At 43.1% G+C, this 23,726-nt stretch carries 22 protein-coding genes and 1 pseudogene; 3 read left to right on the forward strand and 20 right to left on the reverse strand.

Annotated features, from left to right (window positions below; all coding sequences use genetic code 11):
- Nucleotides 1–17 precede the first annotated feature (17 nt).
- Nucleotides 18–674, forward strand: a complete 657-nt coding sequence (locus Q7674_RS05565; protein WP_045065343.1) for a DsbA family oxidoreductase — start codon at nucleotides 18–20, stop codon at nucleotides 672–674.
- 139 nt (nucleotides 675–813) lie between these two features.
- Nucleotides 814–1,353 carry a peroxiredoxin family protein gene (locus tag Q7674_RS05570; RefSeq protein ID WP_045065341.1) on the forward strand — a complete coding sequence of 180 codons (540 nt, stop codon included), beginning with the start codon at nucleotides 814–816 and terminating at the stop codon, nucleotides 1,351–1,353.
- Nucleotides 1,354–1,459: 106 nt separating this feature from the next.
- Here Q7674_RS05570 and Q7674_RS05575 read toward each other — a convergent pair whose 3' ends face one another.
- The 19 genes and pseudogenes from Q7674_RS05575 to Q7674_RS05665 all read right to left on the reverse strand — a co-directional run bounded on the left by Q7674_RS05575 (nucleotide 1,460) and on the right by Q7674_RS05665 (nucleotide 22,138).
- Nucleotides 1,460–1,825: a winged helix-turn-helix transcriptional regulator gene (locus Q7674_RS05575; protein ID WP_045065339.1), complete on the reverse strand. Its 366-nt coding sequence runs from the start codon at nucleotides 1,823–1,825 to the stop codon at nucleotides 1,460–1,462.
- A 154-nt stretch (nucleotides 1,826–1,979) separates the two neighbouring features.
- Nucleotides 1,980–2,564 (reverse strand): NAD(P)H-dependent oxidoreductase, encoded by a 585-nt coding sequence (locus Q7674_RS05580; RefSeq protein ID WP_045065338.1) that lies wholly within the window; start codon nucleotides 2,562–2,564, stop codon nucleotides 1,980–1,982.
- A gap of 237 nt (nucleotides 2,565–2,801) precedes the next feature.
- Nucleotides 2,802–3,337: pseudogene (locus Q7674_RS05585) on the reverse strand (tyrosine-type recombinase/integrase).
- 366 nt (nucleotides 3,338–3,703) lie between these two features.
- Nucleotides 3,704–4,765, reverse strand: a complete 1,062-nt coding sequence (hypB, locus tag Q7674_RS05590) for a hydrogenase nickel incorporation protein HypB (RefSeq protein WP_045065337.1) — start codon at nucleotides 4,763–4,765, stop codon at nucleotides 3,704–3,706.
- Complete coding sequence (gene hypA, locus Q7674_RS05595; RefSeq protein ID WP_008989662.1) at nucleotides 4,765–5,106, reverse strand: hydrogenase maturation nickel metallochaperone HypA; 342 nt, start codon at nucleotides 5,104–5,106, stop codon at nucleotides 4,765–4,767. The genes hypB and hypA overlap by 1 nt, the downstream gene beginning before the upstream one ends.
- 11 nt (nucleotides 5,107–5,117) lie before the next feature.
- Nucleotides 5,118–7,493, reverse strand: a complete 2,376-nt coding sequence (gene hypF, locus Q7674_RS05600) for a carbamoyltransferase HypF (RefSeq protein WP_080892245.1) — start codon at nucleotides 7,491–7,493, stop codon at nucleotides 5,118–5,120.
- Between the two features lie 16 nt (nucleotides 7,494–7,509).
- Nucleotides 7,510–8,097: a HupE/UreJ family protein gene (locus Q7674_RS05605; protein ID WP_045065335.1), complete on the reverse strand. Its 588-nt coding sequence runs from the start codon at nucleotides 8,095–8,097 to the stop codon at nucleotides 7,510–7,512.
- A gap of 94 nt (nucleotides 8,098–8,191) precedes the next feature.
- Nucleotides 8,192–9,022, reverse strand: a complete 831-nt coding sequence (fdhD, locus tag Q7674_RS05610; protein WP_045065334.1) for a formate dehydrogenase accessory sulfurtransferase FdhD — start codon at nucleotides 9,020–9,022, stop codon at nucleotides 8,192–8,194.
- 32 nt (nucleotides 9,023–9,054) lie between these two features.
- The gene (locus Q7674_RS05615; protein WP_052679898.1) at nucleotides 9,055–11,244 is read right to left on the reverse strand and encodes a sigma 54-interacting transcriptional regulator; all 2,190 of its coding nucleotides are present in this window, start codon (nucleotides 11,242–11,244) and stop codon (nucleotides 9,055–9,057) included.
- Nucleotides 11,245–11,503: 259 nt separating this feature from the next.
- On the reverse strand, nucleotides 11,504–13,648 hold the full coding sequence (gene fdhF, locus Q7674_RS05620) for a formate dehydrogenase subunit alpha (RefSeq protein ID WP_080892244.1): 2,145 nt from the start codon (nucleotides 13,646–13,648) through the stop codon (nucleotides 11,504–11,506).
- Between the two features lie 54 nt (nucleotides 13,649–13,702).
- Entirely contained in the window at nucleotides 13,703–14,251 is a 549-nt protein-coding gene (locus Q7674_RS05625; RefSeq protein WP_008989669.1) for a 4Fe-4S binding protein, read from the reverse strand.
- A gap of 277 nt (nucleotides 14,252–14,528) precedes the next feature.
- Nucleotides 14,529–15,023: a hydrogenase maturation peptidase HycI gene (gene hycI, locus Q7674_RS05630; RefSeq protein ID WP_045065354.1), complete on the reverse strand. Its 495-nt coding sequence runs from the start codon at nucleotides 15,021–15,023 to the stop codon at nucleotides 14,529–14,531.
- Nucleotides 15,024–15,055: 32 nt separating this feature from the next.
- Nucleotides 15,056–15,496 carry a formate hydrogenlyase maturation HycH family protein gene (locus Q7674_RS05635; RefSeq protein ID WP_045065328.1) on the reverse strand — a complete coding sequence of 147 codons (441 nt, stop codon included), beginning with the start codon at nucleotides 15,494–15,496 and terminating at the stop codon, nucleotides 15,056–15,058.
- Entirely contained in the window at nucleotides 15,489–16,322 is an 834-nt protein-coding gene (locus Q7674_RS05640; RefSeq protein ID WP_045065327.1) for an NADH-quinone oxidoreductase subunit B family protein, read from the reverse strand. The genes Q7674_RS05635 and Q7674_RS05640 overlap by 8 nt, the downstream gene beginning before the upstream one ends.
- Complete coding sequence (locus Q7674_RS05645) at nucleotides 16,319–16,867, reverse strand: formate hydrogenlyase complex iron-sulfur subunit (protein WP_305422020.1); 549 nt, start codon at nucleotides 16,865–16,867, stop codon at nucleotides 16,319–16,321. The genes Q7674_RS05640 and Q7674_RS05645 overlap by 4 nt, the downstream gene beginning before the upstream one ends.
- 8 nt (nucleotides 16,868–16,875) lie before the next feature.
- Entirely contained in the window at nucleotides 16,876–18,630 is a 1,755-nt protein-coding gene (locus tag Q7674_RS05650; protein WP_305422022.1) for a hydrogenase large subunit, read from the reverse strand.
- A 9-nt stretch (nucleotides 18,631–18,639) separates the two neighbouring features.
- Complete coding sequence (locus Q7674_RS05655) at nucleotides 18,640–19,593, reverse strand: respiratory chain complex I subunit 1 family protein (RefSeq protein WP_045065321.1); 954 nt, start codon at nucleotides 19,591–19,593, stop codon at nucleotides 18,640–18,642.
- A complete protein-coding gene (locus Q7674_RS05660; protein WP_045065319.1) occupies nucleotides 19,593–21,527 on the reverse strand; it encodes a proton-conducting transporter transmembrane domain-containing protein in 1,935 nt (644 codons plus the stop codon). Before Q7674_RS05660 ends, Q7674_RS05655 begins: the two co-directional genes overlap by 1 nt.
- Nucleotides 21,524–22,138, reverse strand: a complete 615-nt coding sequence (locus Q7674_RS05665) for a 4Fe-4S dicluster domain-containing protein (protein ID WP_045065317.1) — start codon at nucleotides 22,136–22,138, stop codon at nucleotides 21,524–21,526. Before Q7674_RS05665 ends, Q7674_RS05660 begins: the two co-directional genes overlap by 4 nt.
- Before the next feature lie 281 nt (nucleotides 22,139–22,419).
- Here Q7674_RS05665 and Q7674_RS05670 point away from each other — a divergent pair, with 281 nt between their 5' ends.
- Nucleotides 22,420–23,073, forward strand: coding sequence for a YoaK family protein (locus Q7674_RS05670; RefSeq protein WP_045065316.1), 654 nt, complete (start codon nucleotides 22,420–22,422; stop codon nucleotides 23,071–23,073).
- A 51-nt stretch (nucleotides 23,074–23,124) separates the two neighbouring features.
- Here Q7674_RS05670 and Q7674_RS05675 read toward each other — a convergent pair whose 3' ends face one another.
- Entirely contained in the window at nucleotides 23,125–23,694 is a 570-nt protein-coding gene (locus Q7674_RS05675) for a hypothetical protein (RefSeq protein WP_045065314.1), read from the reverse strand.
- Between the last annotated feature and the right edge of the window lie 32 nt (nucleotides 23,695–23,726).

Genomic DNA, 23,726 nt, shown 5'->3' on the forward strand with positions numbered 1-23,726 from the left:
TCTAATAAGGAATCATCATGAGTAATATGATTAAACTCGACATAATTAGTGATGTCGTTTGCCCTTGGTGCATTATTGGTTACAACCACTTACAAGCCGCTATTAAAGAGCTTGGCATTGAAGACCGCATCGAGATTGAATGGCAACCTTTTGAGCTCAATCCGGATATGCCAGCTGAGGGAGAAAACCTTCGTCAGCACGTTGCACGTAAATATGGCAGTAGCGTAGAGGAAAGTAAAAACGCACGTATTCGTATCGCCAGCATTGGCGCGGAGCATGGCTTCAAGTTTAACTACTTTGATGACATGAAGATGGTGAACACATTTGACGCACACCTTCTGCTTGATTACGCCAAGAGTTTCGGCAAGCAGACTGAACTAAAAATGCGTTTATTTACCGCATTTTTCAGTGAGCAGAAAGACGTCTCTGACCGCGAGATTCTCAAGCAAGAGCTAATCTTTGTAGGCCTTGACCCTGAAGAAGGAATGCGCTGGCTAAATGATGCGGAGCAACGTAGTGCGATACGTAACGCAGAGAAACAATGGCAGCAAATGGGTGTTTCAAGTGTGCCAACGGTCGTCTTCAACCGTGAGTCTGGCGTTTCTGGGGCGCACCCAGTTGAAGGTTATAAACAAATCCTATCTGAACTGATGGCTAAGGCGGATGCAGAATAATACTTTACCGTTTTCATCCAGACGAGGTAGACATTCTCACGCCCATAACTAGGTTACTAAAAGTATACCAGTTGCAACTGGTTTCCTAGTGGCTTATCTTTTTATCTACTTAGTTGTAAACCCAATTCAAGGAGTCGAGATGACATACTCACAGAAGCTCAAAGCAGGTGACACTTTCCCTACATTAGAAGCAACAACCTTGGATGGGACCAAAGTTACGCTAGGTCAGCCTCAAGGTGATGCAACATGGCAAGCAGTGTTTATCTATCGTGGTAAGCATTGTCCACTTTGCACCAAATACCTTAATGAAATTGAGACCTACAAACAGGCCTTCAGCGATGCAGGCGTTGATATTTTGGCTGTCTCTGGCGATTCAAAGCAACAATTAGAGCAACATCTAGAAAAGCTCGATATCAGCTTCCCAATTGCGTATGGCCTAAGTGAGCAACAAATGAAGACGTTAGGACTTTATATTTCTCTACCGCGTTCTGAAGCAGAAACGGACCATAACTTTGCAGAGCCAGGGCTATTTGTCGTCAATGAGCACGGCAATGTCCATGTCGTTGACCTATCAAACAACCCATTTGTAAGGCCAGAGCTTGGCGCATTAACTCGCGGTCTAGCCTGGATTCGCGATCCAAACAACCATTACCCAATCCGAGGAACGCTAGACTACTAAGTCTCAAACCTCACAAGGCAAGAATGAAAAAGGCAATCTCGTAACAGGTTGCCTTTTTGTATCGGTTGTTCAGTGATTGTTTGAACCAACACTACATAGCCGAACATCATTTAATCTGAATATTGTTACTTTCAGACCACTTCCTCAATTCATCAAGAATTGTCAGAGCGCTTGTGCCAAACTCAGTCAGCTCATAACTCACCGCTAGTGGCTTGTCATTGATCACGCGACGTACCACCATATTTTCACTTTCTAGCTCTTTTAGGCGTTGGTCAACCATCTTCTTACTGGCTCCGCCCAACATTCTTGTAAGATCATTAAACCTCACTGGGCCGTCTTTCAGGTGGTAGATGATGGAACCCTTCCACTTAGAACCCAAGATCCGCATACCTTTTTCTATCGCACAAGGCTCAGAGCAGGCATTGATAACATTCTTACGTCCTTTGGGGTCTATTTCTACTCTTGCTTTCATACAACCTCACCAATCAAGAAACCAGATAGCTGGGGTTCATTCATTGAAAGAAGCCACAAATATCTGGTTTAAGTCTTACGCCATAGTAGCACTACGCGCCAATTGAATTAAGTTCTCAGTAGAGGTAATTAACGAACCCTACTGGTCTTGTTAATTAAAATAGCTCATTAAGGTGCGATTCAAAGCGTGCAAAGTCATTTTCAATATCGCCATTCTTCATCACGTCATAACAAGCGAAAGTCGGCAATGCTGACATACCAAAGAAACGAAAGTTAGCGTGCATGTGGAACATTAAATCATCCACACCTTTACCTTGGAATAAGAATTCATCTTGATCATCAAATGATTCTTTTGGTGCGTTGAATGTCAGTGAAAGCATATATTTGGTGTTAGTACGCGTGCCACCTGTACCATAGTTCTTAGTTGGCTCTTCTGCGCTACGACCATCAAAAGCACACAATGCGCCGCCCATACCAGCAGTGAATACTTCATCCATATATTTTTTGAAAGACCAAGGAATAGTCATCCAGTTTACTGGGGATTGTAGAATAACACGATCAGCCCACTCAAAATGCGCTAACTGTTCATCAACGACCCATTCCTCTTGCATGGTTACGATGCGAACTGAATGACCTTTCTGCTCTAATAATGTCGCCGCTTTATCTACCAAAGAAGCGTTAAGTTTACCTTCTGAGAATGGTGATGGTTCGTGGGCATTGATGATAAGAACGTTACTCATAGCTAATTACTCCGCAAAAAAATAGATTGGATACACAAATGAAACCCTCGTCTCTTGTATCTTGTATCTTGTATCTTGTATCTTGTATCTTGCGGTATATATTAGTTACCTGATATTGGATTACAATTAGTATACTTTTAGTAACCTACTCTTAAGAGTATGTGGAATGACTCATATAGGGTCACAGACTGTCAGAGACTAGCTAATTGGAACCCTAAGAAATAGGGCTCTTTTCAACTAACAATCAGTGTCTTCTGAAAGTAATAATGCATCTTCTAGTTCAACACCAAGATAGCGAATCGTGTTATCTACCTTTGTATGTCCCAGTAAAAGCTGCACCACTCGAATTTTTTCGTTTTTGTATAGACTAATGTAGCTTTGGTTCGCCTCATTGAGTGAGTACCATAAAGATGAGAATCCAACCCAAGATCTGATGCCCACTTTCTGACTAGGGACCTATAGTACGAATAACTAATTGGTTGTTGCTCTCGTCTTTGGCTTGGAAAAAGAAAATCGCTGGCGTCTAAAGCAGAAATCAAAATCTATTTCATTAGACTTTGTTGAGTTCTTGTCGTTATTTCAAATTGAACTTCAATGTCTGTTTTTCGTTGAGTATGCTTAGCACGACTGAATATCCTACCTTGAGAAGATACATCGCAAACCCTGAGCGAGAGCAAGTCACTTGCTCTAAGTTTGCTATTAATAGCTAAGTTAAGTAGCGCAAGCTGCATCAAACTATTTTCAATCTCTAGTCTGGTTCTGATCCGCCAAATTTCCTCAAGCCGAAAAGGCTTTTTGACACCACTTCGTTTTGTTTTGTTAAAACCACCATAATGACCTCCTTCTTTTTTATCATCACGATTGTAGTTGGAAGGAATTGGCAAAACTGATTGTATAATTAATCATTAGTAAAAGTAGGTCACTAGTGATGCAATAAACAAGTCAATATTGTTGCGCTAAGTAACTTTGGGGCAGAAATGAGCTTGGCAATATCCCCTCTAATCGATCCTAATCAGCAAAGAAAACACAGTTCTCAAGGCTCTTTCTAGTTAAAAATATCGATAAGCCAAGAGAAATAAAAAACCACAGGCACATGACGTGAACCTGTGGTTTTAAAATTTGATAAATAACTGTCGAAATTACTGACGTTGCTGTAGTTGTTCAGTCAGCCAATTTAACCATGCATCCACTCCCTCACCAGTTTTGGCTGACAGTTTGATCACTTGAATAGTTGGATTAACTTTACGAGCACTCGCAATGCAGTCTTCAATTTTAATGTCTACATAAGGCAATAAATCAACTTTGTTGATCAACATTAAGTCAGCGGCTGCAAACATATTCGGGTATTTAAGTGGCTTATCATCCCCTTCAGTGACAGAGAGGATTGCTACTTTACATGCTTCACCTAAATCAAAACTCGCAGGGCAGACCAAGTTACCCACGTTTTCAATAAACAAGAAACCCGGTTCATTCATGGCCAGTTGATGATAAGCATCATGCACCATTTGGGCATCTAAATGGCAACCTTTACCAGTATTGACTTGAATTGCAGGCACTTCAGTTGCACGAATACGATCCGCATCATTTGATGTTTGCTGATCCCCTTCAATTACCGCACATGGGAACTTCTGCTTTAGCAGCATTAAGGTTTCAGTAAGCAAGGTCGTTTTACCAGAACCAGGGCTTGAAACGAGGTTAAGTACTAACTGCTTATTGGCTTCAAAATGCTCACGATTATGTTCAGCCAGTTTGTTGTTATTGCCTAAAATATCCATCTCTAACGTCAGTAGTTGACGCTGAGAAACCCCAGCTACATGGACTTCTGCTTCACCTTTACCGTAATGTAAGTCGCCTTTCGCCATGGTTTCTGGTTGGTGATGTTCATGGCTATGATGGTCATGATGAGAGTGCTCATGGTGATCGTGATGTGAATGCGAATGACCATGATCGTGATGCGATGTTGCAGGTAAAGTGTAATGAACGTGATGATGCACGTCACCTTGATGGTGATAGTGATGATGGATCACAACAGGCTGTTCATTGCTCACTTGTTGAGCTTGGCTGTGATCATGACGATGTCCATTATGATGATGCTCGTGGTGGTCATGTTCATGGTGACTATGCCCGTGGTGATCGTGATAATGATCCCCGTGTGTGACACCTTCTACTCGGCTATCTCCGCAACCACATACATTACACATTACTCAACCTCAATATTCTTAATCATTAATTCGTCACCGGTTTCAACTTTGAGCTGATAACCATGGCAATGAGGGCAACAGACACCGCGCTCGTCCATATCGATATAGCGTTGACAATCCATACACCATACCTGAGCTTGTACTGGCTCAATGGCTAACTTAGCGCCTTCTGCAATCGTCCCTCGTGTTGCAAATTCAAATCCTGTTGCCAATGCATGGGGCTCAATGCACGATAATGTGCCAATAGCTAATGTCACCCGAGTTACACGATGAAAGCCTTGCTTTTTCGCTTGTTCAACCACGGTGTCCACCGTATTCATACTCAGTGATAACTCATGCATAGCATGTCTCTCTAATTATTATGTTGGAAAATGGCATACCACAGTTGCCCTGCCGCAATAGATGCATCATTAGCAGGAAGCATTTCGCCACAAAAAAGGGATAAATCCTGTTGTTTCGCCAGCGCAAATACCTTATCGACTAATACACGGTTTTGAAAAACACCGCCGCCTAACGCTATCGGTAAATGGCTGTAATCTCGGGCAATATCTATGATCACGTTGGCAATTGCGGTAATAAAACCTAAAGCTAATTCGTGACGTAACGTATCACTATTGTCAGTAGCGATACGTTGCAGTAATTGCGCTGAAAATAACGGCTGCCAGTCGATAAGATTGGTTTTACTGATATCAAACGATAACGCTGACTCAGAGCATGCGTACATGGCAGCGTGTTCAAGTTGTAAGCCGCATTCGCCTTCATAGCCAACTCTATCCACCAAGCCTAATAAACTTGCCCATGCATCAATTAAACGCCCCATGGATGAGGTATATGGCGATTGACTGCCTGACTGCCATAACAGATAAAGATTATTAAAGTAAAACTCACTCCAAGCACTGAATGCTGGCAGTTGCATCGCTTTAATGTCAGCCAATGAGTAGCATTCCAATAATATGGCAAACAATAATCGAGCTGGCTCTTTTATCGCTTTTTCGCCGCCAATTAAGCGAAATTGACGTAAATGTCCGACACGTTGGTAACTGTGTGGTGTTGAAAGTAAAACTTCCCCACCCCACACGGTTTGATCGTCGCCCCAACCTGTACCATCAAAAGTAAAACCTAATACTTGCTCGGTTAAATGATGCTCTGCCATGACCGCTAATACATGGGCATGATGGTGCTGTACCTTCAACAGTGGTGCAGTTAAATTCGCTTTTGCGTGGTAAGTTTGCGCAAATTGTGATGAGTGATAACCGGGATGTTTATCGCATACCAATTGCTGCGGTTTAACATGATACAGTGCGACCAAATGATGAAAGGTATCCTGGTAACGCTGCTCGGTATCAAGATCATCCAAGTCACCAATATAAGGTGATAATAGCCATTGTTTCGGCAATGCTAACCCAATCGTCGATTTTTGCTCTGCACCTAGGGCTACGGTGATATTACCTGTGTTTTGTTCGCTACCTATTCCAAAATGGCTCACTGGCGCATAACCTCTTGCCATGCGCAGCACACGAATTTTTCCGCCAGCATAATGAACAAGGCTATCATCGCACGCACTTACAATCGGGCGATTATGATCCAAAATAGCGCTAATGCAGCCAGAGAACTGAGCACTCACTTGCGCTAATTCTGTCGCAATTGGCATGCCTGATAAGTTAGCACTGGTCATTACCAATGCGCTGGTTGCCCCTAGTTTCTCAAGCTCTGCAAACAACAAATAATGCAATGGCGTATAAGGCAGCATGACGCCTAGATATGGCACGTTAGGAGCAAGATCGTCAGTAAGTTTTACATCTTGACCACATTGGGCATCTCGCTTGCGCATGAGCACAATCGGTCTTGCTTGTAATTCCAATGCTTGCCATTCAACATCACAACCTTCAACCACTTCTTTAGCAATATCAAAGTCAGATACCATGATCGCTAACGGCTTCGATGGGCGATGTTTCAATAAACGTAAATTGGCGACGGCTTGAGGATTCGTCGCATCGCAAGCTAAGTGAAAACCACCGATACCTTTAATTGCAACGATGTCACCGTTTTTAATCTTTTGCGCAAGCTGCTCAATCGCCGTGTGTTTAGTAGCAATAAGTGGTAATTCAGCACAAGATTTCACTCTCAGCTTGGCATCATAAAGCGTGACCCAAGGACCACAGCAATCACAGCTGATCGGCTGGGCATGATAGCGACGATCTAAGGGATTTTTATACGCCTTAGCACAATCAGGACACAGCGCAAAGTCTTGCATACTAGTGGCTGTGCGATCATAAGGCAGCGCTTTAATAATGCTATAACGAGGGCCACAGTGGGTGCAGTTGGTAAAGGGGTACTGGAAATATCGAGAATCTGCATTGGAAATATCCCGCTTACAGGCATCGCAAAGCCCTTGATCCGGTGATATACACACTGTTGTGCTATCACGTAGCTGGCTTTGTTCAATACCAAAACTAATCGGCTTTTCCAATTCAGACCATAATGGTCGTTCGGTGATCGTCACATCATCAATGCGACTTAATGTCGGTGCTTGTTCAACTAATTGAGCAGAGAAAGACGCTAACGTTGAAAGCGAACCTTGAACGTCAATCTTTACCCCTTCCGAATCATTGATCACCGAACCAACTAGCGCATGTTGTATCGCTAGTTGGTAGACAAAGGGGCGGAAACCGACCCCCTGTACAATGCCGGTAATATGAATATATTGTCGTGCAATGTTGTCTGTCACTATCACTGCCCTGCAATTAAGACAGCATTAACATGCCACCAAATGCCGCCATTACGACACCTAGTACGCCTGTTACGCGACGGTTTGCTGCAGAATTTGCAATGAACTTACCTAGTACCACACCACAAGCGTGTAGCGTCGCTGTTGCTAGTACGAAACCAATGAAGTATTCAGCCGTACGAGCGCCAAGTGGCATTTCCATACCGTGAGCCATACCGTGGAATAGTGCGAATGCCATTACAGCACCTGTTGCCACTTTCGCAGAAAGACGACCACCAGCAAGTAACATTGCGCCCATAGCAATAACAGAAACAGCGATACCTAGTTCAACACCTGGGATCACCACACCAGAAACACCCAACGCAGCACCAACAATCATGATAGAGATGAATGCAAGAGGTAGACGAGAAATGGCTTTACCACCCATGATTGCCGCTAATAGACCCACACCTAGCATTACGCTTAAATGATCCATACCTGTGAATGGGTGAACAAAACCACTCATGAAAGCTGATGCGTGAGGACCAATGTGACCAGGGTGTGCTAAAGCAAGAGGAGAAAAAGAGGTAGCTAGCAAACCCACCATTAGATGTTTCATTTTCATATCAGTATCTTCTTAAAAATTAACCAGCATATCCGGTAATGTTGTTAAACACTTCACGCCATGACTCAGCGTTAAGTACGATAAAAGCACGACACTAAATCATGCCAAAAACACGTTCTGGGTGAGCATAAGCATCAGCTCGACCACGACGACAATGCCCAAGCAAGGTGATATTCAAGCGATCCGCAAGATCCACTGCCATCTTGGTTGCTGACGATACGGCTAATAACACTTCAACCCCTGCTGATGCCGCCTTTTGCACCATTTCAAAACTGGCTCGGCTAGTCACTAATACTGCCCCGCCCGATAAGCGTTTTTGGTGGATATAACCAACCAGCTTATCTAACGCAATATGACGACCCACATCTTCAAACACCGCTAATAGTTGCCCATCTTTATCCAGATAAGCCGCAGCATGTGCCGCCCCTGTTAACTGATTAAGTGCTTGATGATCGAGTAACTGACGCAAGGCTTGCTCTAAATGGCTCAAATCAAATTCAGTACTGGTTGGCAGTGGCATTAGCATCCGACACACGGTTTCTAACTTTTCTTCACCACAGATCCCACAGCCTGTTAATCCTGCTAATGAGCGACGTTTTTGCTTAAGCCTTTCAGCACAACGGTTAGCGATCTCAATGTCTAAATTAATCCCGTTATCATGGTGACTAATGGTCATATCGTGAATATCACGGTGATGATCAATGATCCCTTCCGATAGCGAAAAACCAATCGCAAATTGCTCTAAATCATGGGGCGTACACATCATTACGGTGTAAGCCACACCATTAAATGCCAAAGCAACAGGCGTTTCTTCAATAATGAAATCCATCTCGCTAAAATCGCTTTCTCCTTTGCGATAGCGAACAATTGGACGCTGACAAGCATCACTAATGTCATCGGTTGATGTCACATCAAAGGTGGTCAAAATAGTGATCCTATAATCAATAAAATCTGAAATTAAACGCTCGGGCTTTCACGAAAATCTTGGCAATTAATGCCCATTTTCTGCATACGAGATAACAAGGTAGTACGCTTTAAACCCAACTGATTCGCCGCACCATTAGGCCCAGCCACTACACCATGGCAGGCTTTTAATGCCGCGATCACCGCTGCTTTATCTATGATGGGTTTTGCTGGCTTGCTAACCGCTGATTCCGTTTTCTCGTTGCTATCTGATAATGGTGTTGCATCCGCTACTGACGTGGCCTTAGTTAGTGATAAGGTTTCATCGTTAACAACAGTAGGCTCTGAACAAAACGTGTGGCTTGTTTTCAACTCTTGAACAGGCACGTTAAGCACGTTTCCTCGCGTTAAGATCACCGAACGTTCAACAAAATTGCGTAATTCACGGACATTACCCGGCCACGGAAAAGCGCGCATAATATCGAGATCTTCTGCTGCTACCGCAGTGATGGTTTTACCCATTTTTTTAGCGAGTTCACGGGTGAAATGCTTCACTAATAGTGGAATATCTTCCGAACGTTCACGTAATGGCGGGATCTCGATTGGGAATACATTCAAACGGTAGTAAAGATCGTTACGAAACTTCTTTTTCTCTACCATTTCGAGCAAGTTGACGTTAGTAGCCACCACAATGCGTACATCAACGCTGATCAGCTCGTTTTTACCCACACGCTCGATTTCATTTTCTTGCAGTGCACGTAACAATTTAGGTTGTAGCTCTAATGGCATATCGCCAATTTCATCTAAAAACAGTGTGCCTTTATGAGCTTGTTCGAAACGACCAACACGTTGACTTATTGCACCAGTAAATGCGCCACGTTCATGACCGAACAATTCACTTTCAAATAAGCCTGCTGGGATCGCAGCACAGTTCATTTTCACCATGCGGGTTTTACTGCGCATACTTAGCTTATGAATAGCGCGGGCGATAAGCTCTTTACCTGTGCCTGATTCACCTAAGATCAATACCGTACTATCGCAACTTGCCACTAAAGCCACTTGCTCTAACACCTTATTCATCACTTCACTTTGGCTAATGATGTCGTCAAAAATAACGTGATCGCCCATATCATCAGCAATATTGACGAACTTGGTCGTTGGGCGACTAGGAATACTTGCTTGATGGGTTTTAATACTGTGCATTGCCAAGGCAACACGAGCTGCGATCTGTTGAAATAGCTCAACGTCTGCCGCTTGATAGTTCTTTTCAAGCAAGGTCATGAAACTGATATAGCCAACGGTGACACCACGGAAAATAAGTGGCATCACACATGCGCTTTTTACACGTTCAGGGAAGTACGGGCTATTATTGTCCGCTTGCATCTTGGCAATATCATTGGCTGTTAAAAATACATGTTTATTATTTCTAATTGCATTTTTAATCATGCGATCATTGGTAAAGAAATGACACTGATAATGCATTTCACCATCAATAAAGCTGGCAGAGTGTTGGTTATAATGCCCATCACTTAATTGAATTATCGATAAATCGCTCATACCAAAATGTTGATATAAAAATCGTAATAATGAGCCGATGAGTTCTTTCTTGGTACTTTGACTGATCACGGTATTAGTAACATCAACTAACACTTGGAAGTTATTTTTTTCAGTAGTTAGTTTTTCGGTTACCGTTGAAGCAGTTTGATGCTCAATAATATGTTCAATCATCGCTGAAATCATATTATTGAATAATTTGAACTGTTTTTCGCTTTCACTATCACTCGGCATCGATAAATTAATATATTCGATCGCACCTAACGGCTGATTACAAATAGAAAGTGGAATTTTGCAGTAACTAGCAACACCCTCATAGGCGGGATGATTCGCTAATTGGGGAAATGTTTGATAAAGCGTTTCACCATCTAAATGATGGCAGTAATCACACATTGCCGCACCATGTAAGGCAAGGCTTGATTCAGTGTAATCAAATTGCTGACATTGCTTGTCTTGATCTAAATAGTAAAGACTTGGTTGGCTATCCAAATCCTGCTTTAAAATTAGATTCACACGTTCAACATTGATAAATAATAGATCTTCGTTATTAAGAAAATCCATCACGCCTGAAATATCATTGATTGATAGTAAGGCTTTAGAAAAAGTCATCAAATCACTTTCAAAGCGTTCCATGTTGGCATTAACTCTTGCTGATAATGTCGCTCGAATGGAGAGTAATAATTCAAGCATTTGTAATACAATTCTCAACCATTTTAATAACCAAGTATTGATATTAATCAATAAATAATAAATATAAGTGCGAACTAATAATGCAAAAAGCACGAACGCTAATTATTTGAACAATTTAATCAAGTAGCAGCAATATAGTGTTATTTAATAAATAATAAGGTTTCCAGGTTTTAAATATGCAATATTTCATCTTGGAAACCTTATTTTCATTAATGGTTTATTCGCTTATTGAAATAAACAAATAAACCTATTTTTGTCATTAAGCATTAACAACATGGTTCTTCAAGCGTGCTTTTAATTTCGTGTACTCCGTTTGTACATGATTTTCAGCCCATGCCTGATCATCAATATTTTCTACCTTAACGGCACAATATTTAAATTCAGGTGTACTTGAAATTGGATCCACATATTCAATGGTTAATTCATTACATGCACCAATCCACCATTGGTAAGTCATGTACACAACGCCTTTATTTACACGTTCATTGTAGTTCGCACGTGAAATAATTTTACCGCGGCGTGATGACACCCAAACCAACTGTTGATCGTCAATACCTAATTGACGCGCATCGTCAGGGTGTATTTGCACATAACCCGGTTCATCTGCCAGTGTTTGTAATGCAGAGCAGTTACCTGTCATTGAACGACAAGAGTAGTGACCTACTTCACGCACGGTAGATAATACCAATGGGTATTCAGCATCCGGTTGCTCTAATGGCGCACGCCATTCTGCACCGATAAACTGACCTTTGCCTGATGGTGTACTGAATGTATTGCCTTCAAACAAGAACGGTGTACCCGGATGATCTTCTGTTGGGCAAGGCCACTGTACAGATTTCAATCCTTCCATCTTTTCATACGTTACACCTGTATATAGTGGTGCAAGATGACGCATCTCATCCCAAATTTCTTGGGTATTTTGATAAGACATTGGGTAACCCATACGGGTTGCTAACAGGCTGAAGATTTCCCAGTCAGGTTTCACGTCTCCCGGTGGCGTTATCGCCTTGTAGAAACGTTGGAAACCACGGTCGGCACTACTGTACACACCTTCATGCTCGCCCCAGCTTGTTGCAGGGAAGATCACATCAGCAAATTCTGCTGTTTGTGTCATGAAGATATCTTGAACAATCACCAACTCCATCTTGCGCATGGTTTCACGCATTGCAGCAAGATCGGCTTCAGTTTGTGCAGGATCTTCACCGAAAACATAGAATGCTTTACAGATCCCTTCGTCTACTTTGTGACCAATTTCAGTTAAGCGGTAACCCGGTTTATCTGATAATGGAACACCCCAAGCAGCTTCAAATTTAGCACGTACATCAGCATCTTCTACTGACTGATAACCTGGGTATTGGTGTGGCAACATACCCATATCACAGGTACCTTGCACGTTGTTTTGACCACGAACAGGGCCACAACCTACACCTTCACGACCAAAGTTACCGGTTAGCAATGCAAGTGCTGCCAAACCACGTACTACATCTACCGCTTGACCATACTGTGTAACACCCATGCCCCAAAGGATCATTGCTTCTGGTGCTGCGGCGTAGGTACGTGCAGCTAAGCGAATATCTTCTGCTTTTAGGCCTGTGGTTTGTTCAACACTTTCAGGTGTGTAGCGAGAAACAAGCTCGCGGAATGCCTCAAACCCTTCAGTATTGTTGGTTACATAGTCTTTGTCGTATAAGTTTTCTTCAATAATGACATTTGCTAATGCGTTAACAAGCGCCATGTTTGAACCGTTCTTCAACGCTAACCATTGATCAGCGACACGTGCAGATTCGATCTTACGTGGGTCGCAAACAATGATCTTCGCACCATTAGCGCGAGCCTTAAGAATGTGCCTTGCTACAACTGGATGAGAATCCGCTGCGTTGTAACCGAATATGAGTAAACATTTTGTTTTTTGAATTTCGGGAATAGCGTTACTCATTGCGCCATTACCTACTGTTGTCTCCAGACCGGAGACTGATGGAGCGTGTCACACCCTGGCGCAGTGATCGACGTTATTCGTCCCTATCACCGCACGTGCGAGCTTCTGCATCACATAGTTAGCTTCGTTACCTGGACCACGAGCAGAGCCTGTTGTCATGATCGCATCAGGACCATACTTCTGCTTGATAGCCATTAGCTTTTCACTAGCGAAATCTAGCGCTTCATCCCATGACACAGCTTCTAATGCTGCATCACGTGAGCGGCGGATCATCGGCTGCTTCAAGCGTGGTGTTAATAAATTGGTGTCGTTAAGAAAATCCCAGCCATAGTAACCTTTTAAACACAGTTGACCTTCGTTGGTACGGCCATCTGCAGGCTCTGCTGCTATTACCTTGTTATTTTCGACAACCAATTTTAGTTTGCACCCAGTACCACAGTAGGGACAAACAACAATTGATTTCTTCATACTAACCTTGGGTTGTAATAATAAACGTCAATATCGTTGTGATTAAACAATCACCTAGCAACCTGTTGCTACCACAGCGCTCATTGCCGCTGCTTCACGTTTCTGTTGGCTGGTTTCAGTCAACGTCTCAGGCTCAATGATTCGAATCGCACCAGTAGGACAAACTTGAACACAAGAAGGACCAGACTCTTGGTGATGACATAAATCACATTTTAATGCTTGAGTTTGCGGCACTTTACGTGCAAATAACGCAGCGCCTTTTGTCTCTTCAACCATCGTTGTTACTACATTCATTGCACCGTAAGGACATGCAATAACGCAGGTTTTACAACCAATACAACGTGACTGAATCACTTTGACAAAACCATCTTCTAAAACGATGGCATTATTGGGACAAACCTGAGCACACGGCGCATCATCACATTGACGACACATTACAGGCGTAGTTACATGGGCATTTTTCACGACAGTTAAACGTGGTGAAAAATCCGATGGTTCCATTCCAGCAGCCGTATTTTCAGCTTGATGCGATAACGCACAAGCGATTTCACAAGTTCGGCATCCAATACACAAGTTGGGATCTGCAAATACAAATCGGTTCATGGTGTATCCCTTGTTGATGTCGATACATCGCAATACACTTTCGCATTGCGATACTTTATAAGCATTAGCTGTGCCAGTTTTTACACCCAGAACAACAAAAACTCAACTCATTAATATTTAAGACAAAAAAATAAAGCCTGATCGTGATCAGGCTTTATTTACAGGGATGAACATGCTTGATACGTATCGATAACCCTTATCGACACGCTTCGTCACATCTCATCGACACTTTATCGACAGGTAAACGATTGGGCATCGTCATCCATGCCATATAATGCTAACAATGTTCAAAACCGCCAGAGCCTTGCCATGTCGGTAATTGTCGATAAATTTGTTCGACACCTTGTTGCACCATCTCCGTCAGTGGGAATGAAAAAGCAACAATCGCAGGTTGAATACCGATAAAGATCACTTCTGGCACAAACGTCTTGAGCTCGTCGATTAAGAAGTTGAGCGGCAAGCTGTGCGTCGATACCACATACATATCAACGATGGTTTCAGGATCAATGACACGCACTTCTCCTGCTTCTTCACCAATATCAGCCGCATCCACCAAAATCACCCGTTTCGGCATTGCTTTGCGGATCAGATGTAGGCAATCTTCAGGCATTGAGCCGCCTTCCAGCACGCTCCAATCGGCAATAGGATTATCCTTCATCATCTTAGCAAGCAAAGGACCTGCGCCGTCATCTGCCATCATGCTATTGCCAACTGTCAGCACAATATTGCTGACCGACAGATCGACATCGTCATTCGACACACTCTCGCCCATCACAGAAGAAAGGCTAATTTCTTCTATCATGTTTAGCGTCCTCCACGGATCATCATGTACATGGTTGGCTCACGATGAATCGCCCCCAGCGCATCAATAAAACCACTTGTTAGTTGCTGTGACTTTTCGTTTTGAGTACGACTGTCGATACGATCAAACGCCAGTGCCAACATGTTTAAATGCTCTGGGTAAATCGTGATTTCACCAAACACCAGAAAGCCTTTCATTTTACGAAATGCTTCACCGCTTTGGTCTAATCCACTGATCCATTCAAAGTACTCATGGCCTGAGCATTTCAATACTGCATCTAAGCAATCGACTACACCAAGATGGTGACCAATCGCCAAGCTGTAGTACATGATTTGCTTGGCTTCTTCTGGCACATCGTAGCTTTCATCAACAAACTTGCGACCTAAGCTGTAGAAATACACATTCTGCTCAAGGTGACGAGATTGCGTTAATGCTTCAGGCATGATCGCCTCCACGGCAAGGTTTGTTTTCAGAATGACACGCAGCTTGTCCCGTTAATGCAGCCATGGTTTTACTTAGCAGAATGTTGACGATTTCGGTTAAACGAGGATCGTCTTTTTCTGCTAGGTAATCCGCAATTTTGCTATCAACGTTATCGGCACTACAAGTTGCTAGCACATCCATCACTTCATCAGCAATACGTTGACCTTGAACGTAACCTGCTAATAAGCGAGCTTGACGCTCAATCATCACTTTAATGTCTAGTGGAATTTCGGTGTGCTTAAGGCTCGCTTTTTGCTCATCAGGGTTATGCGTTTTCGCTTTAAGTTTCTGATCAAGCAGACCTAATGCGACAGCAAAACCGTAAATTGTTGCCGCTGGGGTTGGTGGACAGCCCGGAATGTAGACATCGACAGGTACAATCTTGTCAGTACCACCCCACACACAATATAAGTCGTGGAAGATACCGCCATCACAACCACAAGCGCCGTATGAAATCACGATCTTTGGATCAGGGGCTGCTTCATAAGCACGAAGTGCAGGAGCACGCATGGCACGGGTCACAGCACCGGTAAATAACAAAATATCAGCATGGCGAGGTGATGCGACGACCTTGATACCAAAACGCTCAGCATCAAAGACAGGTGTTGTTGCTGCAAAAATTTCGATTTCACAGGCGTTACAACCACCACAGTCAACACGGTAAACATAAGCCGAACGACGAATTTGCTTAATCAGCGCATCTTTTAATTTCTGACTATTAGGCGGTAATGGAACAGGAACAGTTTGGGTATGAGCTGTACCATTTAGCTGTTTAATACCTTTCACATTTCCTCCTCAAGGTAACGTAGATGACTGACGTTTTCGCTATCAAGCATGTTGTTACAACGACGACATTCAGGGCAGGTTTCGAGTTGTTGACGACGCAAGTGCAATTGATCTTGTGACACACCGCTTTGCGCTAAGGTATCGAGCACATATTCCAATAGTTTTTTCGCCACAAACGGACGCTCACACTGACGACAATTCGCCAGTTGGAATACCGCATGTTCATATAGATCTTCTTTACGTGTTACCGCTAATTCAAAATTCTGCGACAGCTTAATCGCTTTAGTTGGACACACTTCTTCACAGCGACCACAGTAAATACAACGAGCCATCGACAATTCCCAACGGCGAGTCCCTGCTTTTTCATCGGTTTCCATCACCAAGGCATTGGCAGGACAAGCACGCATACATGCACCACAAGACAGACACTGATCTGCATCTAGCTCAGGCTTACCACGGAAATCTTCACTGACTTCCAATGGTGCGAATGGGTATTTGGTTGTCACTTCACCGGCTTTTAAGACGGTCTTTAATAACTTAAACACAACGCCTCCTACAGTTTGAACGGTGAGTTTTTACGGTCGATGCTGTATTGCTCAATCGCTTTATATGGAATGGTTTTACTGCGTTTCTTCTTGGTATCAACAATGGTGACACGGTCAGTACATGAGTAACATGGATCCAAACTACCGATGATTAGCGGTGCATCTGCCACGGTGTTACCACGTAACATATAACGAAGGGTTGGCCAGTTTGCATAAGTTGCGGCACGACAACGCCAGCGGAAGAGTTTTTGGTTATCTCCTGTCATGCTCCAGTGCACGTTTTCACCACGAGGCGCTTCGGTAAAGCCTAATGCGAACTTGTTCGGTACGTAGTTAAAGCCTTCCGTTAAAATTGCGCCCGGTGGTAGGTGATCAAGACCGTATTCAACAATGTTTAATGAATCAAACACTTCACGGATACGCACCATCACACGAGACTGCACATCACCGTTTTCCATGCTTTGCAGTTCAATCGGCACACTGCCGTAAGATTCTAATGATTGACCATGAACAATACGTACATCACGCTTAAAACCGCTAGCACGAATAAGTGGACCTACTGGGCTGTAATCACGGGCAATGTCTTTTGATAAAATACCGACGCAGGCAATACGGCTTTCGATATTAGGTGTAGCCAGCAACACTTCCACCAGCTCAGAGAAGGTTTTACGTACTTCTTTAACCATCGCAATACCTTTCAGGCGTTGCTCTTTAAGAAAATCACGACGTACACCACCGATCAAGTTCATACCGTAAGTTTTACGCGCACCTGTTAGTAATTCAGCCAATTCCATGGTCTTTTCACGGACACGGAAGAACTGCATGAAACCTGAGTCAAAACCAACAAAGTGGCTTGATAAACCAATGTTTAATAAGTGACTGTGTAGACGTTCAACTTCAAGCAGAACAGTACGGATCATCTTGGCACGGAATGGCACATCAACTGATAATGCATTTTCGATGGTATTGCTGTAACCCACACTATGAGTAAAGCCACAAATACCACACACACGGTCAGTTAACTGCGCTACCTCGTGGTAACCCATACGCGTTTCTGCCAGTTTTTCCATACCACGGTGAACGTAGAACATACGGTAATCCGCATCAACAATGTCTTCACCATCAACAAATAAACGGAAGTGACCCGGCTCATCAGAGGTAATATGCAGTGGACCTACAGGCACGATGCAGTTGCTGTCGTCACCTAATTGGTTATCGAACTGATAGGTTTCAGTTTCTGTGGTTGGCTGTGGACGCTGACGGTAATCCATCGCATCTTTACGCAATGGGTGAAGATCTTCAGGCCAGTCATCTGGTAGTACTAAACGGCGCTCATCAGGTAGACCTACTGGACGTAAGCCGTACATATCACGTACTTCACGCTCGCCCCACACAGCAGCAGGAATGGTTGGGGTAATAGAAATAAACTCTTGGCTATTGGCATCAACTAATACTTTTACCGTTACCCAGCTTTTCACTTCTCCTTCCATAGAAAGGGCGTGATATACCGCAAAGTGACCATTTAAGCTACGCTCATCATTACCGAACGTAACGGTTAACCAGCCGCCTTGATCGTAGTAAAGCCACTTCATCACTTCGACTAATGAGGTCATTTTTACCGTGATCGTCACTTGGTTATCAGTCTGCCACTCTTCATCAATAATGGCTGATGGAAAGAAATGATTCACACCATCGACATACTGTTTGCCAATCCGATTTGACTGCGGCTTAGTGGCATATTGTTCAAATGTATTGTTTGTCATTACTGTTTCTTACCAACCAAAAATTAAAAAGATAAGTGCCAATACGGCAACGAGAAATACCGGGAATAACGCACGGTGAATGCTCATAAAGCGAAAGCGTGCTATGGTGTTTTCCGCAATACCTGCAATGAAGAAAACCACCAATAGCTTGATGAATAGGATAACGGTGGCACCCAATAAGCTACCAAAACCTAATGTTTGGGCTTTACCCCAAGGAATAAAAATCGCAAGGAAGAGCTGAGCGACAACGAGCTGTTTTAGGCCTAAGCCTAATTTCACCATCGCTAAACCTGCACCTGAATATTCAGTAACAGGGCCTTCTTGTAGCTCTTGCTCGGCTTCTGCGCTATCGAACGGTAACTTGCCCATTTCAATAAACAGCGCAAATGCACACACAAGACCTGCCAAGATAATTGCTAACGGTGAATGCCAGCTATCGTTCTCCATTGCGTGACTGATATAACCAAGATCAGTAGTTTTCATCGCAAGTGCTACGACAACAATCGCCAGAATCAACATTGGCTCAACCAAGATACCAAGGGTTAATTCACGGCTACTGCCTAAACCACCAAACATGCTGTTTGAATCAATGCCTGATAACGCAAAGAAGAAACGGAAAATCGCTAATAAGTAAATATCAGTGATGATGTCGCCAGAAATCGGGAACGGTGATACCTGTGTCACCGTTGGCAATGCCATAGCGATCAACAACATGGTGATCACTAATACCCAAGGCGTGATCCAAAAAATGAATCCCGCATTCGATGGCGCTACAGACTGACGTTGCAGCAACTTATAAATATCACGGTAATCTTGGAAAATACCCGGTCCTTGGCGAGAGTGAATTTTCGCACGAATAACACGGGTAAAACCGGTTGCTAAAGGGGCAAGCAATAGCATTAATAAAGCCTGAACAACAGCCAGTGTGATCCAACCAGCTGACGGCATTTCAAGTGGAGACATTAGCAAGCCACTCCTGAAATTAGAGGAAAGAACAACACTACAAACAGCGCAGCCACACAGCACAGAATGCACACTTTACGACCATCAAGCTGGCTACCATCAGCTACCGCAAATAGGTGTGGTAAGACATGACGATCAACCAAAGACTGCTTTGGACGGTTATCGTAAATGAAGCTGAACATATGACGCATCGGGCGAGTAATACCTTCTGCTGACACTGTCATGCGTTGCTCATATTGGTAACCACATGCCCAAGGATCGCCTTGTTGACGACGATCTAAACGACGTTGGCGGAACACATACAGTAATGCCGCTGGAACAAGGGCAAAGATCATCAGCATGATGGCAATCACAGGTGTTGATAGGATCGCTTGATTAGCAACAACAGGATAAATCGCATTGCCTGTTGCCACAGGAGCTGGTGCTAGATGAAGCATGGAAGATGCAATCGCTGAGAAGTAAGGTGCAATCCAAGGTGAGCCCACACCTAATACGATACATAGAATTGCTAGCATGGTGGTTGCTGTCGTCATAGCTGCGCCCACTTCACGAGTATTAGCAGCATGTTCTGTTTTCGGTGCACCAGTAAAACAAATACCGTAAACCTTCACAAAACACATACACGCTAATGCACCTGTTAGTGCCAGCATCACCATTCCAAATGGACCAAACAGCATATTGCTCGCTGTACCTACTTTGCCCATGCTAAATAGTGATTGGTAAATAAACCACTCAGACACAAAACCGTTAAATGGCGGCAATGCACAAATTGCTAAAGTACCAATTAAAAACGCCAGTGCGGTTTTTGGCATGGTTTTACCGAGGCCGCCCATTTTGTCCATGTCTTTGGTATGCATACGATACACAATAGAGCCAGAGCCTAAGCACAATAAGCCTTTGAAAATCGCATGGTTTAATAAGTGGTATAAACCGCCAAGTAAACCCAATAACGCAAGCACTGGATGATGGCTAGCAATACCAATCATGCTCACACCGACACCAATTAAGATGATGCCAATGTTTTCGATGGTGTGGTAAGCCAATAGACGCTTAATATCATGCTCTGCTAATGCGTACATTACACCTAGTACAGACGATACCGCACCGAAGATCAGCACCAAGAAGCCCCACCATAGTTGGGTCGCACCAAGAAATAGAATGCTGAATTTTAGGATGCCATAGATACCAATTTTCACCATCACACAGGAAATAAGCGTCGAGCAGTAAGATGGAGAAATTGGGTAAGCCTTAATTAACCAACCATGTAAACCAATGCCAGCCGCTTTAATACCAAAGCCAACTAATGCCAGTAGGAAAGTAAATGAAGCAAGACCTGCGCTTAATGGCACAGCAGTGAAAGTACTGAAATCATAGCTCTGTGCATTCACAGATAAGATCAAAAATGCCGCCATGATCAACAGGCTCGCAATATGATCAACAATGAAATAATTCAGACCTGCTTTACGGCTATTAAGGCTGCCATCGCTGATCACAATTAACCATGAAGCGATAGATACCACTTCCATGAACACCATAAAAGTAATCACATTGGCTGAAATCACTAATACCGTCATTGCCGCAGCAAAGATGTTAAATAGAATATTGATCTTCCAGCCAGATTTACCTAAATATTCTTTTAAGTAATTAATGGAATAAATAGACGCTGCCATGGTCACTATGGATATTACCACCACCATTAAGGCTGAAAGCATATCCATATTCACCACACAGTTGGCTGCCGCTGCCACATCTGCCGAGTCGTAGTGACCAACAATAGTTGAAACACCAGCAAGTACGCCAAACACCCCACCAAAGGCACTGATCACGCCTGCTAAACGTAAGCTATCACGCTCATCATGACGACCTAGGCCAGAAATTAATGCCGCAACGCCATAGCTGATCACAGCAAACAAAACTAAAACTAACGGATTCATTTGTTCACAGCTCCACATTTCACAGAAACCGCACGGTCAGCAGCGTTTTCACGTTTACTGTGGCGAGCTTTCATCACTTTATTTTCATCGATTAGCACAATGGCTTGTGTCGGACATACCTGCGCACAAGCGGGGCCTTCTTCACGGAAACCACATAAATCACATTTCACAGCGATGCTTTTCACACCCGGTTCCCATGCCAAAATATCTTGACCAAAGGTACTAGAAATGGAAGTAGAAGGATTGCTTGAGCGAGGTGTAGATGGGATATAAGTATCGTAGCTGTTCGCCATCGCGATTGGTCGGCTACCATCAAAGGCAATCGCACCAAACGGACATGCAACTGCGCATAAAGTACAGCCAACACAAAGCGACTCGTTAAGAACGACACGATCTGCTTGTTTAGAAATAGCTTGTACCGGACACACAGCCGCACAAGGCGCATCTTCACAGTGGCGACACATCACAGGTGCCGTAGCATTGTCATGCTTAACCACGGTAAGACGAGGATGACTTTGCAGTCCGACTTTCTTATGTGCCTCTGAACACGCTGCCATGCAGGTGCCACAGCCTATGCACTTGTCGGGATCTGCAACAACAAAGCTTTTCATGATCTTTCCAGTTAATTGCAAAAAGCATCACCAAAAGCAATTATCATACCAATAAGGTATTTATTGATTTTATTTTCTAAAGATCATTTACTTATCTAAGATTTCATTTCCTAGTCTAAGGTTAGTATTACCAAAGAATAAAAATAGGCGTAGGATCTGCGCCCCTCGACACGGGTATCGACACTTTATTTCGACATCAATGTCGACACAAAACGACGAACATAAGGGATTGTTTTACCCAATGGATAACAATAACCACCTACGCTTTAAACAACATACTAATGATTAAAAAAATACGTCTTCATTCAACCATGCCGTTCTACCTGTTATTTATTGCAGGTATCGTTGATGCCATTGGCTTTATCCATTTAAAAAATGGTTTATTTATCTCTTTTATGAGTGGTAACACCACCCACGTAGGTATCTTGTTAACCTCAGGCAATGTGCCGCAAGCATGGCACTACATCGGAGTGATTTTACTGTTTGTATTCGGTGCTGCGGTCGGTGAAGCAATAGCACTCTCTAACAGACCTTTTTATCGCAGTACAATAATGGCATTAGTGTCAGCGGTGCTGATCATTACGCTTTGTGTCGAACCTATTTACTCCCCTATCGTGACTAACTTCCTGCTTAGTTTTGCCATGGGCGTACAAAACATTGCGCTTCGTTTAACCATTGAAAAAGCCACTGCCCTTACTTACGTCACTGGATTTTTAGTTAACACAGGACGCTCCATTGCCATGCTCTTAATGGGCAAAGGAACGAGCAGTACCTTTTTCCGTCATTTCAATTCATGGTTAGCTATCTTTATAGGCGCAATTGTTGGTACACATGTGATGGATTACTCTTTCCGCTATGCCTTAGTTGTTCCTATCGTATTAACTCTTATCGCATCAGGGATCTTATTCTGGACGCATGAAGTCGAAGATGATTAATTAGGGCGAAGAGTAAAACGAAAAAAGCCGACATGATGTCGGCTTTTTAATTTAAATTTTACTTAATGCTGTCATTATCTTATTAAGTGTAAATGATGCATTAGGTGCTGCTGAAAAGCTTAAAGCCTGTTGAGCATGAGTTTCATGAGAATCCTTTAAATCCCGCTCTATTTTTTCTAATTGAGCTATAACTTGTACAGGCGATAACGGATTTTCTTTCGTTGATAACATGTCGATATCTTCAGTTGTTAAACGGAAAGTATTTTCACTGCCAACCCATTTAATACCAGCATTACCTTTAACTATTACACCATCTTTCCAAGTCACCTCTAAAGGTGTTTTTTCAGCTTTCAAACTTTGTCGTATAGATGATACGACACTACCAATCTCGCCAGACCACAAAACAGAATCATTAAACACTATTTCAATATTGGAGAAATATCTTTGTTCGCTGATTACACCAATTTTTTGATAACCACCATCAAAATTAACTGTTGCATAATCATGTATAGGTTTATCGAAACGTCCAACAGCAAATAAAAAAGTGATACAAATAATGCTTGTAATAATAATTGCGGCTACAGGAGTGGTGATCAATCTATTCGTAGTATTTGTACTCATTTTTTCCATCAAAAAAGTATGGGAATTAATTT

The sequence above is a fragment of the Photobacterium leiognathi genome, assembly GCF_030685535.1.
Taxonomy (GTDB): Bacteria; Pseudomonadota; Gammaproteobacteria; order Enterobacterales; family Vibrionaceae; genus Photobacterium; species Photobacterium leiognathi.

Coding starts and splice junctions, on each gene's coding strand:
- Q7674_RS05565 (WP_045065343.1), top strand. CDS start 18: ATGAGTAATATGATTAAACTCGACATAATTAGTGATGTCGTTTGCCCT.
- Q7674_RS05570 (WP_045065341.1), top strand. CDS start 814: ATGACATACTCACAGAAGCTCAAAGCAGGTGACACTTTCCCTACATTA.
- Q7674_RS05575 (WP_045065339.1), bottom strand. CDS start 1,825: ATGAAAGCAAGAGTAGAAATAGACCCCAAAGGACGTAAGAATGTTATC.
- Q7674_RS05580 (WP_045065338.1), bottom strand. CDS start 2,564: ATGAGTAACGTTCTTATCATCAATGCCCACGAACCATCACCATTCTCA.
- hypB (WP_045065337.1), bottom strand. CDS start 4,765: ATGTGTAATGTATGTGGTTGCGGAGATAGCCGAGTAGAAGGTGTCACA.
- hypA (WP_008989662.1), bottom strand. CDS start 5,106: ATGCATGAGTTATCACTGAGTATGAATACGGTGGACACCGTGGTTGAA.
- Q7674_RS05605 (WP_045065335.1), bottom strand. CDS start 8,097: ATGAAAATGAAACATCTAATGGTGGGTTTGCTAGCTACCTCTTTTTCT.
- Q7674_RS05615 (WP_052679898.1), bottom strand. CDS start 11,244: ATGCTTGAATTATTACTCTCCATTCGAGCGACATTATCAGCAAGAGTT.
- Q7674_RS05625 (WP_008989669.1), bottom strand. CDS start 14,251: ATGAACCGATTTGTATTTGCAGATCCCAACTTGTGTATTGGATGCCGA.
- hycI (WP_045065354.1), bottom strand. CDS start 15,023: ATGGGCGAGAGTGTGTCGAATGACGATGTCGATCTGTCGGTCAGCAAT.
- Q7674_RS05635 (WP_045065328.1), bottom strand. CDS start 15,496: ATGCCTGAAGCATTAACGCAATCTCGTCACCTTGAGCAGAATGTGTAT.
- Q7674_RS05650 (WP_305422022.1), bottom strand. CDS start 18,630: ATGACAAACAATACATTTGAACAATATGCCACTAAGCCGCAGTCAAAT.
- Q7674_RS05655 (WP_045065321.1), bottom strand. CDS start 19,593: ATGTCTCCACTTGAAATGCCGTCAGCTGGTTGGATCACACTGGCTGTT.
- Q7674_RS05660 (WP_045065319.1), bottom strand. CDS start 21,527: ATGAATCCGTTAGTTTTAGTTTTGTTTGCTGTGATCAGCTATGGCGTT.
- Q7674_RS05665 (WP_045065317.1), bottom strand. CDS start 22,138: ATGAAAAGCTTTGTTGTTGCAGATCCCGACAAGTGCATAGGCTGTGGC.
- Q7674_RS05670 (WP_045065316.1), top strand. CDS start 22,420: ATGATTAAAAAAATACGTCTTCATTCAACCATGCCGTTCTACCTGTTA.
- Q7674_RS05675 (WP_045065314.1), bottom strand. CDS start 23,694: ATGAGTACAAATACTACGAATAGATTGATCACCACTCCTGTAGCCGCA.